Annotated in this window: 19 protein-coding genes; 5 read left to right on the top strand and 14 right to left on the bottom strand. The window is 35.4% G+C overall.

What is annotated here, in order from left to right:
- Positions 1 to 54: 54 nt before the first annotated feature.
- Complete coding sequence (locus tag ACNFU2_RS02050) at positions 55 to 1,893, top strand: alpha-L-fucosidase (RefSeq protein WP_418123503.1); 1,839 nt, start codon at positions 55 to 57, stop codon at positions 1,891 to 1,893.
- A gap of 128 nt (positions 1,894 to 2,021) precedes the next feature.
- Here the strand turns inward: ACNFU2_RS02050 and ACNFU2_RS02045 are convergent, their stop codons facing one another.
- The 12 genes from ACNFU2_RS02045 to ACNFU2_RS01990 form a co-directional block, all read right to left on the bottom strand.
- Positions 2,022 to 2,438, bottom strand: a complete 417-nt coding sequence (locus tag ACNFU2_RS02045) for a nucleoside-diphosphate kinase (protein ID WP_034687444.1) — start codon at positions 2,436 to 2,438, stop codon at positions 2,022 to 2,024.
- A gap of 386 nt (positions 2,439 to 2,824) precedes the next feature.
- Positions 2,825 to 4,015, bottom strand: a complete 1,191-nt coding sequence (locus ACNFU2_RS02040) for a multidrug effflux MFS transporter (protein WP_418123500.1) — start codon at positions 4,013 to 4,015, stop codon at positions 2,825 to 2,827.
- A 124-nt stretch (positions 4,016 to 4,139) separates the two neighbouring features.
- Entirely contained in the window at positions 4,140 to 4,955 is an 816-nt protein-coding gene (locus ACNFU2_RS02035) for a helix-turn-helix domain-containing protein (protein ID WP_418123498.1), read from the bottom strand.
- Between the two features lie 8 nt (positions 4,956 to 4,963).
- On the bottom strand, positions 4,964 to 5,890 hold the full coding sequence (rsgA, locus tag ACNFU2_RS02030) for a ribosome small subunit-dependent GTPase A (RefSeq protein WP_172283364.1): 927 nt from the start codon (positions 5,888 to 5,890) through the stop codon (positions 4,964 to 4,966).
- A gap of 273 nt (positions 5,891 to 6,163) precedes the next feature.
- Positions 6,164 to 7,243: a chorismate mutase gene (locus tag ACNFU2_RS02025; RefSeq protein WP_172283365.1), complete on the bottom strand. Its 1,080-nt coding sequence runs from the start codon at positions 7,241 to 7,243 to the stop codon at positions 6,164 to 6,166.
- A gap of 413 nt (positions 7,244 to 7,656) precedes the next feature.
- Positions 7,657 to 7,992: a hypothetical protein gene (locus tag ACNFU2_RS02020; RefSeq protein ID WP_172283366.1), complete on the bottom strand. Its 336-nt coding sequence runs from the start codon at positions 7,990 to 7,992 to the stop codon at positions 7,657 to 7,659.
- 281 nt (positions 7,993 to 8,273) lie between these two features.
- Positions 8,274 to 9,359: a DNA polymerase III subunit gamma/tau gene (gene dnaX / locus ACNFU2_RS02015; RefSeq protein ID WP_172283367.1), complete on the bottom strand. Its 1,086-nt coding sequence runs from the start codon at positions 9,357 to 9,359 to the stop codon at positions 8,274 to 8,276.
- 92 nt (positions 9,360 to 9,451) lie between these two features.
- Positions 9,452 to 10,090 (bottom strand): TetR/AcrR family transcriptional regulator, encoded by a 639-nt coding sequence (locus ACNFU2_RS02010; protein WP_172283368.1) that lies wholly within the window; start codon positions 10,088 to 10,090, stop codon positions 9,452 to 9,454.
- An 8-nt stretch (positions 10,091 to 10,098) separates the two neighbouring features.
- Positions 10,099 to 11,355 (bottom strand): aminotransferase class I/II-fold pyridoxal phosphate-dependent enzyme, encoded by a 1,257-nt coding sequence (locus tag ACNFU2_RS02005; protein ID WP_418123494.1) that lies wholly within the window; start codon positions 11,353 to 11,355, stop codon positions 10,099 to 10,101.
- A gap of 250 nt (positions 11,356 to 11,605) precedes the next feature.
- Positions 11,606 to 12,361 carry an SDR family oxidoreductase gene (locus ACNFU2_RS02000; RefSeq protein ID WP_418123492.1) on the bottom strand — a complete coding sequence of 252 codons (756 nt, stop codon included), beginning with the start codon at positions 12,359 to 12,361 and terminating at the stop codon, positions 11,606 to 11,608.
- Positions 12,362 to 12,420: 59 nt separating this feature from the next.
- A complete protein-coding gene (locus ACNFU2_RS01995; protein ID WP_418123490.1) occupies positions 12,421 to 12,816 on the bottom strand; it encodes a helix-turn-helix domain-containing protein in 396 nt (131 codons plus the stop codon).
- A gap of 93 nt (positions 12,817 to 12,909) precedes the next feature.
- Positions 12,910 to 13,662, bottom strand: coding sequence for a response regulator transcription factor (locus ACNFU2_RS01990; protein WP_418123488.1), 753 nt, complete (start codon positions 13,660 to 13,662; stop codon positions 12,910 to 12,912).
- A gap of 106 nt (positions 13,663 to 13,768) precedes the next feature.
- On the opposite strand from ACNFU2_RS01990, the gene ACNFU2_RS01985 reads away from it, so the two are divergent.
- Entirely contained in the window at positions 13,769 to 14,416 is a 648-nt protein-coding gene (locus ACNFU2_RS01985) for a DUF1349 domain-containing protein (RefSeq protein ID WP_418123486.1), read from the top strand.
- Positions 14,417 to 14,565: 149 nt separating this feature from the next.
- Here the strand turns inward: ACNFU2_RS01985 and ACNFU2_RS01980 are convergent, their stop codons facing one another.
- Positions 14,566 to 14,775: a hypothetical protein gene (locus ACNFU2_RS01980; RefSeq protein WP_228457038.1), complete on the bottom strand. Its 210-nt coding sequence runs from the start codon at positions 14,773 to 14,775 to the stop codon at positions 14,566 to 14,568.
- A gap of 566 nt (positions 14,776 to 15,341) precedes the next feature.
- On the opposite strand from ACNFU2_RS01980, the gene ACNFU2_RS01975 reads away from it, so the two are divergent.
- Complete coding sequence (locus tag ACNFU2_RS01975; RefSeq protein WP_273647790.1) at positions 15,342 to 15,677, top strand: hypothetical protein; 336 nt, start codon at positions 15,342 to 15,344, stop codon at positions 15,675 to 15,677.
- Here ACNFU2_RS01975 and ACNFU2_RS01970 read toward each other — a convergent pair whose 3' ends face one another.
- On the bottom strand, positions 15,678 to 17,255 hold the full coding sequence (locus ACNFU2_RS01970) for a Na+/H+ antiporter (protein ID WP_418123484.1): 1,578 nt from the start codon (positions 17,253 to 17,255) through the stop codon (positions 15,678 to 15,680).
- A 364-nt stretch (positions 17,256 to 17,619) separates the two neighbouring features.
- Here ACNFU2_RS01970 and ACNFU2_RS01965 point away from each other — a divergent pair, with 364 nt between their 5' ends.
- Positions 17,620 to 18,237, top strand: a complete 618-nt coding sequence (locus ACNFU2_RS01965) for an MFS transporter (RefSeq protein ID WP_418123482.1) — start codon at positions 17,620 to 17,622, stop codon at positions 18,235 to 18,237.
- Positions 18,137 to 18,817: an MFS transporter gene (locus ACNFU2_RS01960; protein WP_418124931.1), complete on the top strand. Its 681-nt coding sequence runs from the start codon at positions 18,137 to 18,139 to the stop codon at positions 18,815 to 18,817. The genes ACNFU2_RS01965 and ACNFU2_RS01960 overlap by 101 nt, the downstream gene beginning before the upstream one ends.
- Positions 18,818 to 18,941: the final 124 nt, after the last annotated feature.

Raw genomic sequence — 18,941 nt, 5'->3', positions numbered from 1 at the left:
CCAACTAGGAAATTAAAGAAGACTTTTGTTATTTTAGTACACAAAAATATAAGCATGAGAAATAAGTGGATCATTGCCTTTTTGTTCGGAACTTTGGTTGCAGGAAATAGCAATGCACAAAATAAGCCCAACCCGAAAAAAATGGAATGGTTTCAGGATGCAAAACTGGGGATCTTTATTCACTGGGGAATCTATTCGGTAGATGGAATTTCGGAATCCTGGTCTTTTTTTAATAACTATATTAACCATGAAAATTATATGAAGCAGCTGAATGGATTTTCTGCTGCGAAATATAATCCAGCCTACTGGACAAAACTTATTAAAAATTCGGGGGCACAATATTCCGTAATCACCACAAAGCACCATGATGGGGTTTCTCTCTGGAACTCTCAGGCTGAAAAAGCGACTACTATTGCAAAAAATTCAATAGCCCGAAAAGATGTTCTCTCACCCTTTATTGACGAACTTAAAAAATCAGGGTTAAAAACTGGTCTTTATTATTCTCTGCCGGACTGGAGCCATCCTTATTATGATATCAACACCAGAACAAAGAAGAGATATGAAATTAAGAATGATCCAGGACGATGGCAAAACTTCATCCAATATTATCAGTCACAACTCAATGATCTGTCAGACCGTTACCACCCCGATCTTTTATGGTTTGATGGCGATTGGGAACATACTTCTGAGGAATGGCAGGCATCAAAAACTTTAGATAATTTAAAAAAATATAATCCAGATATTATTATCAATTCAAGGTTAACCAATCATGGAGATTACGAAACTCCGGAGCAAGGAATCCCGGTCATCAGCCCTCAAAGTGAATACTGGGAATTATGTTACACCATGAATGATTCATGGGGATACCAACCTTTTGATCACCATTATAAAACTCCTAATATGATTATCAGAACATTGGCAGATGTAATCAGTATGGGTGGTAATTTACTTCTGGATATCGGTCCTAAAGCAGATGGAACCATTCCGGAAGAGCAAGTAAAAATCCTCCAAAACCTGGGACGCTGGACCTCTAAATATCCTGAGGCTATATATGGAACACGCAGGGGCTTGCCTTTTGAAAACTACAAAGGAAAATCTGCAATATCTAAAGATCATAAAAAACTGTTTCTGTATCTTGAGGAAGCTAAAAATTTCACAAAAATATATGGGTTAAAATCCTTCCCGGTTTCTGCAGAAGTTCTTAGTGATCCCAATGCAAAGGTAAATATGGTAACCGATCCTGCCGGAAACCTGACTTTACATTTTTCTAATGTACAATTTGATCAGGATGTGACTGTTATTGAGCTTAATTTTAATAAGGAAATTCAGTTTAAAGCCCCCCATAAAGGAGATATTCCATCTTTAAAACAACTCACTGATCATTCCGATACTTCTGCCGCTGTCTACGAAATTGCTGAACAAATTCATAATGGCAATAATCTCCTGGACCATTCCGGACTTACCGCAGATGGGATGGATATGAGCATTCCAAAGACTTCAAAAACGAATACGAAAACTTTATCATGGATCAGCGATCATGCCGAAGCTCTTTTTGAAACAGGAAAAGGATTACCGGATGGGCATTATGCAGGTATGAGTGCCCTTTCAAAAGATAAACAAACTCTTTATCTTTTTGTAGAAGGAATTCCCACGGGGCAGGTTACTTTAAAAGGAATTAAAAATGGCATTTCAAGAATTCGTATTGTTGGGGAAGGTTCCATGATCGACCATACTGTTTACAATAAATTGTACTGGAGTGACCGGCCTGGAATTATCTATATTGACATTCCAAAAGAAAGGCTGGATAAAGAAATGACAGTCATTGCTATACTTCTGGATAAACCATTGGAATTATACCGTGAAAAAGTAGGTGCTATAGAAAGTAATTTATAGGATCTGAGATTACATCATATTAACCGCTTCTAAAAAACGGCTATTATAAAAGTTTCCCAATAGCAGGGTTTGAAAATAAAAAATCCGGAGAATTATCTCCGGATTTATATTTTGAATAAATTCTGGTCTTAAAAGATCTCTCTTCCGGAAAAATGGAATTGTGCTTCGATAAGAGCATTTTCGTCAGAATCTGAACCGTGAACGGCATTCTCTCCTATGCTTCTTGCAAACATTTTTCTGATAGTTCCTTCTGCAGCTTCAGCAGGGTTTGTTGCACCAATAAGAGTTCTGAAATCTTCCACTGCATTGTCTTTTTCTAAAACAGCTGCAACAATTGGTCCTGAGCTCATGAATTCTACTAGTTCCCCATAGAAAGGTCTTTCAGCATGTACTTCATAGAATTTTTTAGCATCAGCTACAGTAAGTTGAGTTAACTTCAAAGCTTTGATTTTAAAACCTCCTTCTGCAATTTTACCTAATATAGCACCGATATGTCCGTCTGCAACTGCGTCAGGCTTAATCATAGTGAATGTAATGTTAGACATAAACGTATATTTTTTTTAATGCCGCAAAATTACAAAAAAAAACCTTATCTCCATTTTAATTTTTTTTAACATAAAAATAACTTTTATTAAGAAATAGTAAATTCATCTTTGGCACAGTAATTGTTTATTCTATTGCGATTCTCATGTTTAATTTGAGTTTTCATGGTTATTAGTTTTTACCCAGCTTCGGCTGGGTTTTTTATTGTTAAAATCTATGATATCTCCCTTATTTTCTCAAAAAAAAATCCCCAAAATCATCACCAAGAACCCCAAAAAGTAAAAAAACGATATTTTTTCGAAAAAAATACCACTCCAACATACATGTCAAAGTGGCATTTTTTTTATTTTAAAAATCTTATTATCAACAAGATCGAAATGAGATATTTCTAAGCGTAAACCTTTTTTGCCAAAAAAGTTCTATAAGCAAAAAAGACAGCAACCCCTGCCAGTGCGATCCGCGCTATAATCATGGGCATAATGGATTGAGATTCTAAAAAACCAACTATAGCTGACATGAGGAAGGTAACCATTAACTGAATAAATCCCATCAGGGCTGCAGCTGTACCACGACCCTCTTTAAAAGGAGATAATGCATGGGCAGTAGTAATAGGAAAAAGAAGTCCTATTGCTATAAGAGAAGAAAACAGAACCGCAACTTCCAATCCCACGAACAATTGGCCCAGAGATATAAATAAATGTAAACAGCTCATTGACAACAACAGGATAGCAGCAGAAAATAGAATTCGGGTATCCTTAACTCTCTGGGTTAATTTCGGAGTAATATAGGCTGCAAATATTAATGCCATGGAATTAAAGGCAAATATAAAGCTGAATACTTCACTGGAAAATCCATGAATTTCCATAAAAAGGAATGGAGCATTGGAAATATAAATAATCAGTGATGCAAAAGCAATACTCCCGATAATAGTATTGTTGATAAAATCTCTATTGGAAATAATAACTTTCAGCTGATTTTTTAATTGGATTTCAGTTTCCGAAGTTTCAGGTGATGCTATCCGGGAATTGGTTTCCGGAATATACTTAACAACAAGAAATAAAGTGATAGCTCCTAAAATGCTTAAAAAGCTAAACGCACTATTCCATCCCCAAAACCTCAGAAAAATACTGCCCATTAATGGTGCTACAATGGGAGCAATCCCGCTTATCTGAGATTGCTTGGAAAAGATAGTTACCGCTTTTTCTTTGTCGTAGAGGTCTATTACAATGGCCCTACCAATGACAATCCCGGCACTTCCTCCAAAAGCCTGAAGAAAACGCATGATCCACAACACATATATATTTTCGGTAAAGATAATAGCAACGGCTCCAATCATAAATAGGATTAATCCGCAATACAGCATAGGCTTCCTCCCCTTTTTATCAGATAAAGGTCCCCATAGTAGCTGCCCGATAGCAAAACCGGCAAAAAAAATGGAAATGGAAATCTGGATATGCCCTATATCGGTTCCGAAAATTTTTGCCATAACAGGAAAAGCAGGAAGATAAAGATCTATACTTAAAGATTCGAGCGTGTTTAAAAGAGCCAGAATAAATACAATAATACTCAGTTTTTTCATAATTTTTTTAAATCATTACATGCCAACATTGACTTTTACAGCATGCAAAATTCTTATAAAATTAAAGGTCATCCAATGAAACTATTGAAGGCTTACCAGGACAAACTGAGGATTATCCCTGGAATCAGTCATTCATATTTTTGAATTGTTCGGGGCTGTACCCTGAATGCTTCTTAAAAAAACGGGAAAAATAAGAAGAATCATTAAAGCCTAATCTGAAGGCTACTTCTTTTACTGTCAGAGCTCCAAAACTTAATTCTCTTTTTGCCTCAAGTAAAAGGCGTTGAGCGATCATTTTTTTTACTGTTGTCCCACGTGAAATCCGCACAATGTCATTAAGATGATGAGCGCTTATGCTAAGTTTTTCTGCGTAGAATCGGGTTTCTTTTTGTGTAATATAGTAGGTATCGATCAGCGTAAGGAGCTTTTGTATACGTTGCTTGTCATGGAGTAAAGGCTCTTGTGAAGTAAGATCCTCTGTGATAATAATACAAAAAGCTTTTAAATAAGCTTTGATTAAATTCATCCGGCAATTTCCATGGTATTCGTCCTCAAGCAGCTTAATGATCCCCTGGCAATTTTTCCGGCTTTCATAATCAGGAAAAAAAGGAGCTGCCCCATTGGTAAGGATGAGTTCCACGTCACAAATTTCCTGGAAGATTTCCCGGCTTATGGCAAAGACGTATCCTTTTTCACCCCGGAGCTTCATATTGAACACCTGTCCCGGAGCTATAATACATATCTGATTATTTTTGAGATGATAATTTTCAAAATCAAGTTCAAGATGACTATCATCTTTTACCTCTTTGAACCACAGGATCTCAAAAAAATTATGCCTGTGGACGTCATTAAAATTTTCAGGATGTCCATTTTCCAAAGTGGTCAGCTGAAATTCCTGATAGGTAAGGTTATGAACAGGAATATGCTTTTCCTCACTCATGAATAAGACTATTTTTGAGAAGCTTCTTCTGCTTCATCCATTAATTTTATATAAGTAGAATATCGGGAATGCTGAATTTCTCCTGTTTCCAGGGCAGCCACTACTGCGCATTTAGGTTCATTGATATGCATACAGTTATGGAATTTACAGTCTTCCCTTTTTTTGAAAATTTCAGGAAAGTAATGTTGTACTTCTTCTTTTTCTATATCAATCATCGCAAATTCCCTTACTCCGGGTGTATCAATAACATTTCCTCCAAAATTCCAAAAATGCATTTGGGCAAACGTAGTCGTATGCTTTCCTTTCAGATGGCTATCTGAAATTTCTGAAGTCTTTAGATTTAATCCGGGCTGCATTGCGTTAACCAATGTGGATTTACCACAACCAGAATGTCCGAAAAATACAGAAGTTTTATCTTTTAAAATTTCCTGAAGCTGATCCAGATTAAGTTTGGAGTAAGATGATATCTCAAGTGTATCATATCCGATTTCCTGATACATAAACTCTATATCTTTTACGATCTCTATTTCTTCTTCATTCAGGACATCAATTTTATTAAATAAAATAAGAGGTACAATATTATATGCTTCACAACACGCTAAAAAACGATCTAAAAATCCCAGAGAAGTTTCCGGATACCGAAGTGTAAAAATGAAACATGCAAGATCAATATTAGAAGCTATAATATGAGCTTCTTTGGAAAGGTTTACCGATTTCCTTATCAGGTAATTCTTTCGTGGTTCTATTTTAGTAATCCAGGCAATATCATCCTGTTCCAGCTGAAACTCTACATAATCTCCCACAGCTAAAGGATTCGTAAGCCGGGTTTTGATAAGTTTAAACTTGCCGCGAATTCTGGCTTCGAAAATTCTACCGGTTTCCATTTCCAGAACCTGGTACCAGCTTCCTGTAGATTTAATAATTTTTCCTTTCATACGTATAGAATGCAAATATAAGGAATTCGGTGATAGGTAGGAGGATGTATAGTACAGAGTTTAAAATGGAACATTCAAAATACAGAGCTGGGAAAAATGAAAAGCTAAAGTAGACTATAAGGCTTTTGAAAATAAGAAAATATATTTTCCGATTTCATCATAAGATCAATATTAAAAAATTCAGGACTTAAGATTCAGTTTCGTAACGAAGTTTCTGTTTCGTGCACGTCTGATTCTTAAGCCCTGAATCCGTTATTTATTATTTTATAATTGTTATTTCTCAATCATAATATTGTTCTGTACTTCAATCGACTCTTCATGTATCGCTTTGAAAACCTTTTCAATAAAATCCTGTGACATTCCTGTTTCTTTTGCTTTTTGAGTAGCATATTCGGTAATCACTTTCCAACGCTCCGGCTGGAAAATAGCGATATCATTCTCTTTTTTAAGCTTGCCAATTTTCTCAGAGATTTTCATCCTTTGGGAAAGAAGCTCAATTAACTGAAAATCGAGATCAGAAATCAACGTTCTGTGTCTTCCCATTTCACCGTCAAATCCTGCTAATCCTGCATTTCTCATTTTTAGATTACCAATAAGTTCAGCTAAAACTTCCGGTGTAATCTGCTGTGAAGCATCGCTCCATGCTTCATCTGGATTACAGTGACTTTCAATGATAGCTCCCTGGTAACCTACGTTCATTGCCTCCTGGGTAATATCTGCCAATCCAGTTCTGTTTCCGCAAATATGGGAAGGATCAATCAGCATCGGAATATTCGGGAACTGGCTTTTGAAATCCAGAGCAATCTGCCAGTTCGGATTGTTTCTGTATTTTGTTTTCTGGTATGTAGAGAAACCTCTGTGTATAGCTCCCAGATTGTGAATCCCTTGCCCTACAAGTCTTTCCAAGGCTCCGATCCATAATGCCAGATCCGGATTTACAGGATTTTTAACCAATACAGGTTTATCCGTTCCTCTTAAAGCCATTGCAATTTCCTGAACGGTGAATGGATTCACAGTAGAACGGGCTCCGATCCAAAGAATATCCACATCTGCTTCCAAAGCGGCAAAAACGTGATGTGCGTTGGCTACCTCGGTAGCTGTTTTGAAGCCGTATTCTTCTTTTACTTTTTTCAACCAATTTAATCCAATAACTCCGACTCCCTCAAATCCATTGGGTTTTGTACGTGGTTTCCAGATACCTGCCCTGAAAACAGGCACCTGCGCATTGGTTTCTTTTATCCTTCTCGCAGTTTCCAACATCTGAGCTTCACTTTCAGCACTGCATGGCCCGGCAATCATTAATGGCTGTGAAAACTCATTAATCCAATCGTTTTTTAAATCTTTTAAATTCATTCTGTTAATTTATTTTATCTTATTTTTAATTTATTATAATGCACAAACGGTTCTTCCCTTATAAAGTTTCTTTATAATTCTTTTCAAAAAATGCCGTTTAAAAATTTTTTATTGGGATGAGGAATTAATGAGAGAAGATCCGTTAATTCCTATTTTTTGGAAAGAAATTTAATTAGTAGTACCAGTAAAATCGGTAATAACTTCTAAAATTTCTATAATAAGTAGCCGAAAAGCTAAAATAACCGCTAAAATAATCAGCGGGTATAAAACCAAAAAGGTTTAAAGTAGACAGAGATGGGACTAATAATTTTTCCACTTTATTCTGTAATTGTCTATTCTTTAGCTTTACAATTAAATCATTTGTTTTTGTCAAAAATCCATTTTGAACAAAAAGATTTGACAAAGATATAAAATTATGTCAAATCAAACTTCATTAAATCATCAAGATCTTTTAATAAAGGATTTTTCTCAACGAACTTTTCGAATATTTTTTTCTTCGTAACCACCTCTATCTTAAGGTTTTGAACGTCTTTTTTATAATCAATTTCAATTGAATAATTAAGTACTTTTCTTTTAAAATGATTGAAAAATTCTCCACTTATTTTATCAAATTCAGCTTTTGCTGAGTCCGAAGGATATAAAACCTGTACTGTTGTCTCATCAATTTTAACCAGTTTAAAAGATTTTATAGCATTGAAAACTACTGCTTGTTTGAATTGGATTTGTTTTAAAAATAAATTCCATTCCATTAACAAATCCGTTTCGGTAAAATGATGCTGCGGAAGATTATCAGCTTTAGTAACAACAGCTTCTTCCTTTTCTTCTTTTTCCTCTTTATTTAAAAAAGAATTAATGCTGAATCCTGAAGAAATACCTTTTGATAAAGGTTTGGATGTTTTTCTTATCGTGGGTTCAGCCTGATGACCTATGGGAGTCGAAGGTTTTTCAATGCTGTCCTGTTTTACTGGCTCTGATTTTTCCTGTTTGGGAAGTTTTATTTCCTGTTTCTCACTAAGAAACGGAGCTAGTATTATAAACTTTTTTTTTTAGCAACGTCTGCCTGGGCAGTCAATGAACATAATTGCATTAATGCAATTTCTACAGTAAGTCTCGGGTTTTTGGAATTTTTATAGTTGATGTCTGCATGGTTGCAGATTTCAATGGCATCAATCAATTGCTGAACATTCCATTTCTGGCTTTGCTCTACAAATTTAGTTTTTGTTTTCTCTCCTACCTCAATTAAATCTATCGTTGAAGCATTTTGAGCCATCATGAGGTCCCTACAATGGTTTCCAAGTCCTGCGATAAAAATATGCGGATCAAAACCTTTTTTTACAATTTCATTGAATGCGGAAAGGGTTTCAGGAATCTTATTGTCTTTAGCCAGGTCCAGAATATTGAGATACTGATCGTAATCAAGAATATTAAGTACTTCAGCAGCTTTAGCCAATGTAATATTTTTCTGGGAGAATGTAGAAAGCCTGTCGAAAATCGAAAGGGCATCCCTTAATGCACCGTCTGCTTTCTGCGCAATAAGATATAAAGCATCATCTTCATATTGGATATTTTCTTTCTGGGCTATATTTCTTAAATGCCCCTGAATATCCTCAATAACGATCCTTTTGAAATCATATATCTGGCAACGGGATAAAATCGTAGGAATGATCTTATGTTTTTCCGTTGTTGCAAGAATAAAAATTGCGTGAGCGGGCGGCTCTTCCAGTGTTTTAAGAAAAGCATTGAAGGCTGCAGAAGACAGCATATGCACCTCATCAATAATGTATACCTTATACTGGCCAACCTGCGGTGCAAAACGAACCTGGTCGATCAGTTCCCGAATATCATCCACTGAGTTGTTTGAGGCAGCATCGAGCTCATAAATATTATAAGCAAAACCGTCTTCTGAAACGGAACCATCCTTTTCGTTGATCTTTCTGGCCAGAATTCTGGCACAGGTTGTCTTACCAACACCACGAGGCCCACAAAATAGTAGAGCCTGTGCTAACTGGTTCTCTTCAATTGCATGTTCTAAAGTATCTGTAATATGGGATTGTCCAACAACAGTGTCAAACTCTTGCGGGCGGTATTTTCTTGCAGATACGATAAAATTTTCCATTGGTCAAAAATAAGAAATATAGTTCTAATTTGAAAGTCAAAAGTCTTCAAATTATCCACAAAAAATATATCTCACATCAAACAGGAAAATTTTTACTGAGCAGCTTTTTTCTTGTAGGCGTTATCTATTAACTCCACAATCACCTTTTCAATCTCGGCTCTTCCTTCAGTCGTTCTCATATCAAGACCACAAAATTCGGTTCCGTTATAGGCCGGGAAAAGATTAAGATAGTAAACACCAGCTACAATTAAAGCCAATAAAGCTCTAAAACTTGTTGCATCTTCTCCGAAATATGGGTCTGTAACATTTTCAAATAAATTAGCCCCAACATCTTCTCTTTGCTTTAAGATATTTTTAAGGATAGGCTTACTTTCAGAAAGTTCCCACAGAATGATTTTCTGTAATTCTTTATTTTTCTTCAGACTCTCGAATTGCATAAGAATTCCTTGAGTAAGGGCTTCTTTACCTTTTCCAACCTGTACTTCCTCCTCAATATTCGGGCTGAATTTACTCCAATAATCCTGAGATTTAATATATTCGTCAATAAGCTTATCTGTACTGCCAAAGTATTCATAGATAAGTTTTTTATCAAAACCGGCAACCGCTGCAATTTTACTTACTTTCAGTCCGGCATAGCCTTTTACTCTCAGAATTTTACCCACTGCAGCAAGCAGTTTCTGTTTTGTTTTTTCTTTGTCCCTTATAGGACCTTGCACCACTTTTCTAGGCATAATTATTATTATTTTTTCGCAATATGCATTTTTTTATTAATATCATCAAAGACATTAAGCGTTTTATCTAAATGTTCTTTTTCATGTCGCGCTGTTACCGTCATCCGGATACGGGCATCTTTTCTCGCTACGGCCGGATACATGATAGGATTCGTGTAAACTCCGTTTTCGATTAATATTCTACCGATATCCCACATTTTATTTTGATCTCCAATCTTTACCGGGATAATAGCAGAACAGGTAATTCCTGTATCCAATCCCAGATCATTAAGACCTGTTTTTAGATAATTGATATTTTCCCACAGTTTATCTTTCCAAATGGGTTCTTCATCAACAAGATCAATTGCTTTTACTATTCCGGCGGAAGAAGGTGGCGCTGTAACAGAGAATATATGTTGTCTCGATTGAAACTTTAGGAATGATGCTATTTTTTTATTTGCAATAACATATCCTCCCAGGTTACCGAAAGTCTTACTCGAAGTTCCTGTTATAAAATCCACTTTATCCAATAAACCGTCATCCTCTAAAGCTCCTCTTCCTGTTTTTCCCAAAACTCCAACACCATGGGCATCATCTATCATAAGATAGGCATTGTATTTTTTCACAAGATCATATATTTCCTTGGCCCGTGAAGTATCACCCTCCTGAGAGTAGACTCCGTCAATGATAACGAGCTTTGTACGGTACATACTCTCAGACATCTTCAAAATATGTTCCAAAGCTTCCAAATTATTGTGAGGAAATGTTTTTTTATTGGTAAAAGCACATCCTTCATGTACGCTTGCATGCACTCCCATGTCCAGTATAGCAATATCTTCCTTCTGCATTAAAATCTGCAAAGTCGCACTATTAGCTGCATATCCGGTAGTAAACAAGACTACTTCATCTTCATTCCTCCCAAAAAAGGCAGAGATTTTTTTTTCCAAAATATTATGATAATCAAAGTACCCCCCAATAAGCGGTGAGGCTCCTGTACCCGTACCATATTTTTCAATTCCTTCAATAGCTGCCTGCTTTACTTTCGGGTGTTGTGTAAACCCTAAATAATCACTTGATACAAAACTTACATACTCCTTATTGCGATCTGCAATGCTGATATTTAACACTGCATCGGCTGCTGAATTATTTTTCAGTCTATAATTCATGTGTCCCCTGGTTTTCATGTGATCCAGGAATTCGTAAAAATATTCTGCCCTCTGAGCGATATCATAATCAGGAATATTCTCAAAATCCTTAAATGTCGCTGTTGTAAAATCGATACTCATCCTTTATATTATTAGTTGTTTAGCAGGCAAATATATAAATAATTCACTCTTCTTGATTTTAATTTTCATCGAAAATTTATTATAAATACCATATTTTGATCTTACCAATTAAAAATCAAATAATTTTACAACAAAATCCATTTATAATAATTAATTATAACATTCACAGGCCAAATACAGAGTCATACTGAAGAAAAAGAAAAAGGTGACTGCATAAACAATCACCTTTTTTATCGGTTGAATAAGAGATCTACCTTGTTGTGTATCCTCCGTTTGCAAATATGGTCTGACCCGTAATCCACCATCCGTCACTTACCAAAAACTCTACAAGAGGTGCAATATCTTTTATGTCTGTTAGCCCACCTAAAGCAGAAGCAGATTTATGATAATTAACAGCATCATCACTTTCCTGTCCATAAAAGAACGGGGTATCCATTGGTCCCGGTGCAACAGCAGTTACAGAAATACCACGATTACCAAATTCTTTGGAAGCCATTCTCGTAAAATGCTCAACCGGAGCTTTTGCTCCTGCATATGTGGAATACAATCCGGTATAAGCAGCCAGTAACGATGTAACAATCGTACAAATTTTCCCGTGATCATTTAATTTCTTTCCAGCTTCCTGAATAAAGAAATATGCCACTTTGGAGTTGATGTTAAACATAGAATCATATTCTGCTTCTGTCGTTTCCACAAAAGGCTTCTTAAGAACCATACCTACAGTATTGATCGCAATGTCAATTCCACCGAAAGTTTTTATCGTTTCGTCGAATAATCTTGTGATGTTTTCAACTTTTGTAAGATCCCCCTGAAACAGAAAAGCTTCCGCTCCCAACGCTTTAACTTCATTTAAAGTCTTTTCACTTTCTGCTTTTGAACTTTCACTGTTATAGTGAATAGCAAGCTTTGCTCCTTTTGAGGCAAAATCTCTGCTTAATAATCCACCAAGATTTTTTCCTCCTCCGGCGATTAAAACCACTTTTCCTTTTAAATCATTTTTTGACATAATTATGTTTCTTTTTAATTAGTTATGTCTTACAAATGTGAGCATTAGGAATAGTTTTTTTATGGTGAACTTTTTGGAACTTTTGTCTTTGTTCTTTTTCTGTATTCTCCAGGTGTAATTCCTGTAAACTTTTTAAAAAATTTTGAAAAGTTGGAGGGATCATAAGTAAATATCCTGGCTATTTCAGCAATTGAAAAATCGCTTTGTGCAAGCATTACCTGTATCTGCTCTACGATTTTAGTATCATAAAAATAACAAGGATGATTCCCGGTTTCTTTCTTTACCGTATCCGTAAGGTGGGTGTGAGAAACAGCCAGGCTGTCCGCAATCTCATTCACTTCCATAAATTCAGATACATTGCCGGAAATAACATCCTGAATATGCCTATCTAAGAATACCATATAACTATTGGTGATTTCTTCTCCCCTCTTCAAATTTCTTACGTCTTTTTTCATATAAGTATCGTTATGTGTTTTACTAAAAATACCAATTTAAAAAGATATTACGCAAGTTTATGGTGAACTTTTCGGAAGATTAGCCTTCATTAATCAATGAAAGCTGTCATTGAATGCCTGTATTGAATTTTTTACTTTCAGCTTTTCAAGGATATTTTGCCTGTGACGGCTTACTGTATTTACACTAATAAAAAGTAAGTCTGCAATTTCCTTACTGGTAAAACCCTCTCCTACATATTTTAAAATTTCCATTTCTCTCTGCGATAAAATGTTTCTGTAATTGAGTTTATCCTCCGCAACAATCTTCCCCTTTATTGAATTAATGATCAGAAAGTCCGGAGGTAAAAGTATAGACTGATCAATAGCGACATTATAAAGACAGAGGGCAAATCTCAGTTTGTTATTGTAAGGAGAATAGAAATAAAACATACGGTGCTGCACAAAGACATATTCCCCATTCTTGTCTTTCATCCTTATTCTGGATAAAACGTTATAATGGGTTCTTTCTTCCGGTTTAAAAGAATCCATCAGCTTGAAAAATCTCAGTTCATGAATGTATTTTTTAACCTTATCATCAGGATGTATTCTCTTCAGGATTTCCTCTTCCCAGATGGAATTTATGATTAGTGGCTCTATCTCCCTTTCCAATCCAAGTTCCAGGGCAGTATCGGATTTATAAACGTAGCTTCTGTTTTCCTGCATATCACTTAATACAGAAATGGTGTTTTCCATTTGGGTATACACACGAGCTATGTTTTTATACACATCAATATCTAATAAACATTCATTGCTTTTATTTATCCCTTTAATCAGCAATGTTTCATTCAATGTTTCTACAATCTTCATAAAATGGTTATTTATCAGTATTGATGATACTATTGTTAAGTTTTACTTTTGCTAAATTAATAATTTACATTCAGTTATATATTGATATGAAAAGATATTTTGCGTCATGAGGAGAATCATTTTAAGTTTTTGCACCCTATTGTTTATCAATACAACTTTCGCCCAGACATTAGAAAAAATGATGTGGTTTAATGAACCTGAAAAATGGGAGATTAAGGGCAATACATTGTCTATGTTTGTAACTCCGCAAAGTGATTATTGGAGAATCTCTCATTACGGCTTTACAGTAGATGATGCACCATTTTATTATACCACTTATGGTGGTGAATTTGAAGCTAAAGTAAAAATAAACGGAAACTACAAGGCCAGATTTGATCAGATGGGCTTGATACTGAGGGTGGATAAAGAAAACTACATCAAAGCCGGAATCGAATTTGTAGACGGAAAGTATAATCTAAGTACGGTCGTTACTCATACGACGAGCGACTGGAGTGTCATTACCCTGGATAAAATCCCTTCAGCGATATGGATAAAGGCAGTAAGGAGACTGGATGCAGTAGAAGTATTTTATTCTTTCGACGATAAAAATTACATCATGATGCGCAATGCCCATCTACAGGACAATACTCCGGTAATGGTCGGGTTAATGGCTGCATGTCCTGACGGAGCAGGATTTAATGCTGTTTTCGAAAATTTTAAAGTTAAGCATTTACCCGATGAACGTCGTTTACAATGGCTTGACAATCATCAATAACGATTGAGTTACATTTCAATATACAGTCAATTTTTTAATACCTCCCATTTTTGGGAGGTTTTTCATTGACATATTGATATTTCAGTTTCATTTTTTCAATAAATTCAGAAAATATATGGTAGCAATTAGGAACTAAACTAAATATATGTTTAACATTTTTTAAAGCTTTTATAAAAAGCGATCTCGGAAGCCTTCTTATTCTTGAACCTGATTGACAAAATAATTTTTCTTCCAATCCAGGTTTTCCCTACCTCATAGGTCCAGATTTCATTATGCGGAAAATTAAAACCATCACCTATTTCTTCTACTATTTCACGACGTGTTTTTCCAAGCAAATGCTTAAATTTTTCTTTCATCATTGTTTTGTGTTTGCTGATTAGCATCAAAAAAGAGACCAAAAATATAAGCTTACTTCCTTCTTAAAAATCCATATAAATAATTAGTATGCAATTGATTAAACATATATTACTCTAACACAATCTACATGAATATATTTAATCAAAAACTTTGCTTCATTAAATAAAAGATAAGGCTGAAAATCTCTTCAAGAGGTTTCCAGCCTTAAACACTTGTACTTAAAAGTATGTTAAATATTGTTATGCTCTATAATTAATAAAGATTATCCTTCTAAAATGAACCTTATCGGGATTATAAAAGCAGTGTAACAAAAATAAGACTCCCTTACTTTTTATTAAAATAAATTGCATAGAATAAAAAGTCACAATACGTAGAAATAATTCTACATTAGCTATAGATTTTATTGGAAACCGGTAAGCAACCACAAACAATCATATAAAAAATTCTGAAAAAACTTTTTCCATCATAATTTATATATTTTGGTCAGATTTTTGAAGTGAAAAATTTAAACACAAATAATGGAATTGGTTTAAAAAATTCTAAACAAATTAAAAACTATTGCCAGATTATGATTTTTGAAGATGAATCCCACTACCAATTGCAGGATAAGCATAATTTATCATTTGTGAAAAATATCATTAATTTCCATGGAGATAAATCTCTTATATTAAATTCTCTGCAGAAAATAAGGAATTGTACTTTATGCGAAATGAAGAAAAGAATTATTGATAAATATATTAGCGATTACTCCGTTCACCTCAATCAAGATATTGAAACCGAAGAGTTTCACACCATCACGGAAGTGTATAAGCTTTCGCCTTCTTACGCGAGGCAGTCCTATCAAAAGGTATTAAAGGAAAACGAATATTTGCAGAGGCTTCTTTCCTCATTGAACATGGATTGATTAATGGGTATATCTTATTCTTTCTTCTTCAAGATCAATTCTCATCAGATGCTTTCTGATAATGTCTTCATCATAGCGGTCACCATGATTCTGATCTACCAGCCAGGTCCGTTGTTGGTTTAGGATAGCCATGTATGCAGATTTAACTTCCGGAGAAATCCTGATCTGAGCATCATCTCCTATTTTTCCCTGCCACTTGTCATGTATGTTTTGTAAGAAAGGACTTGTCTTCAACATTTCTCCATAATTATTCGTGATATGTTCAAGCGTATATTGAGCCATTTCTCTTTTAATTTGTTCATCGGCTTCTTCATCCGGAAGATGATCATTAAAGGAGGGCATATTTACTTTTCTGATTATAAAAGGCAGGGTCAGACCCTGAAGCAGTAATGTGGTCAATATAACAATGAAAGTAATAAATAAAATCAGGTTTCGCTGAGGAAAATCAGGACCACCAGGATATAACTTAATAGGTATTGAAAGTGCTGCTGCTAAAGAAACTACCCCACGCATTCCCGTCCATCCCATGATTAATGGAGCTTTGAATCCGGGACTTCTCTTATCCGCTACCGTAATATAATTTCTGGCAATAAGAGTAATGATCACGGCTCCATAAGCAGACAAAATCCGGACAACTATCAACACACCCGTTATTAAAAGGCCATATCCTATTGCTGCAGAAAGACTTACTCCTTCCAGTCCTGAAGTAATTTCAGAAAGGTCTAATCCGATTAGCACAAACACCAAACCGTTTAATACAAAGGCGAAACTTTCCCAAACATTGATTCCCCGTAAACGTGATGAAGCACTTAATACACGATGCCTGTGATTAGAGAGTAGCAGGCCGCCGCTCACTACCGCAAGTACACCGGAACTATGCACTTCTTCAGCACAGATGTACATAATGTAAGGGGCTACAATTGTAAGAATGGTATCCATATTGGCATCTGTAGGCAGGTATTTATGGCACTCCATGAAAATCCATCCTATGACCAGGCCGATTCCGAGTCCTCCTACAACCATCCAGGAAAAGCTTAACGCCGCTTCATGCCATACAAATTGCCCGGTAGCTACAGCTACCATTGCAAAACGTAAAATAATAAGAGAAGAAGCATCGTTTAAAAGGCTCTCCCCCTCCAGGATTGATGACATCCTTTTGGGAACTTTCACAAATTTAAGAATGGCACCTGCACTTACAGCATCCGGCGGAGAAACAATTCCTCCCAGCAAAAACCCTAATGCCAAAGAAAATCCGGGTATGAAATAATTAGCTACAAAAGCGACGGAAATTGCAGTAAGAAAAACAACAACGAAGGCAAAACTTCCGATAATGCGCCGCCATTTCCATAATTCCTTCCAGGAAATAGACCAGGCTGCCTCATAAAGCAAGGGTGGAAGAAAAATAATAAAGATAAGTTCCGGATCAACCTTTATGGCGGGAATACCGGGAATAAAACTAATCAGTAATCCTGCAATTACCAAAAGAACAGGATAAGCCACCTTTATTTTATTGGCCAGCATTATAAGTAATACGATAGCAACAATAAGTGACAGATAAAAGGGGAAATTTTCAATCATTTTATCATGTTTAGAAATACAATGATAATGATTTGCTGACTTTTAATCCAAAAAAAAAATTGAATTTATAAAACGTTTACAAGAGGTCATTCCTTAAAAAATCTAACATTTGTTTCTATTTCATCGCTTTTAAAACCGTAAAACAGAAATCACTGTTGATGATAAGAATTCCTTAGTCCGTTGATATTATTTAGAAGATATTCAAATTTAAAAAAGAGCTTTTTTAATCAGAGTGTGAAGAATTTATTTTTCATGATCGCTTATAACGATTTATATTATCAAAAATAAACGTTTTTCAAATTGAAAATTTATCTGGAAATTTGTATAATCCTTTATGGTTATGAAGTAAAGGAATATGTATCCCATGAACTTATCTGAAAAAGCAGAAAGAAAAAGCAAACGTTTTCATTACATTAAATTATGTATTTTTCTTTCCGGATTATCTGTATTTGCCCAACTTTATCTTTTCCAGCCATTGCTTCCTTTGGTAGCAGATCATTTCCATACGACCGTAGGAGACAGCTCTTTGCTCGTTTCTTCTTCTACAATAGGAATGGCAGCAGGCCTTTTTTTCTTTGCTTTTAATGCAGACAGCTATTCAAGAAAGGGATTAATGGCATTTTCCCTTCTGTCTTCAGCTGTTCTCACTATTATTTCGGCATGGATTCCAAGTCTTACCGTATTGATATTCATTGGCATTCTAAAAGGTTTTGTGATTTCCGGTGTGTCCGCGGTAGCTCTGGCCTATCTCACCGAGGAGGTCCATACATCTGTGGTTGCCCTGGCTATAAGTATGTATCTTAGCGGGAATACAATAGGAGGAATGAGCGGAAGAATATTGGCGACACTTCTTTCAGGAGAATTGTTGGCAGAAAGCAGTCCTGATCATAGGCATCGAGAGCCTTATCCTTGGTTTACTATTCTGGAGGCTTTTTCCCGGATCAAAATTTTTCAATCCGCAAAAAGTAGATTATCACCTTAAAATAAAACAGATGAAGAGATTCCTTACAGACTCTTATATGCTAAGGTTGTATTTTGTTGCGGCGCTGTTGATGGGAGCTTTTGTAAGTGTATATAATTATCTTACATTCCGTTTGGAAGCCGTTCCATTCTCGCTCAATCATTTTTATATTGCATTTATATTTTTGATGTATACATTCGGAGTGTTCGGAACGATGATTACCAGCCGTTTATCAAAGAGAACGGAACAGAAGAATATTCTGAAAGGATCAATATTATTTATGATTGCCGGCGTTATCCTTCTTCTTTCGGAAAATATCTACATTGTTATTTTCGGACTCGGATTATTTACACTTTCTTTTTTTGCGGCCCATACTATGGCGAGCCAAATGACAGCGCTCCGTGCAAAAGAAGGAAAATCTTCTGCAACTTCTATGTATTGGCTATTTTATTATTTTGGTTCCAGTATTCTAGGGAGTGGCACCGGTTATTTACTACACGGCACTTCGTGGAGTTATTTTATCATATTCCTTATTGTAGCTATACTTACAGCCTTTCTGCTTGCATCCTTAAAATTTAACAATATCCACAAAGTATCGTAAGTAATAATCATTTATTTCAAGTAATATTTTATAATCCATAAATATTAACCTAATACATTAACATATATTTAAATAAAATATATTCTGTCAGGCATAGTATTTGCAACTCTATTTATTAACACAC

The organism is Chryseobacterium sp. PTM-20240506, assembly GCF_048296755.1.
Classification (GTDB): Bacteria; Bacteroidota; Bacteroidia; order Flavobacteriales; family Weeksellaceae; genus Chryseobacterium; species Chryseobacterium proteolyticum.
The sequence above is the reverse complement of the archived record's forward strand: the minus strand, read 5'-3'. Positions and strand labels throughout refer to the sequence as shown.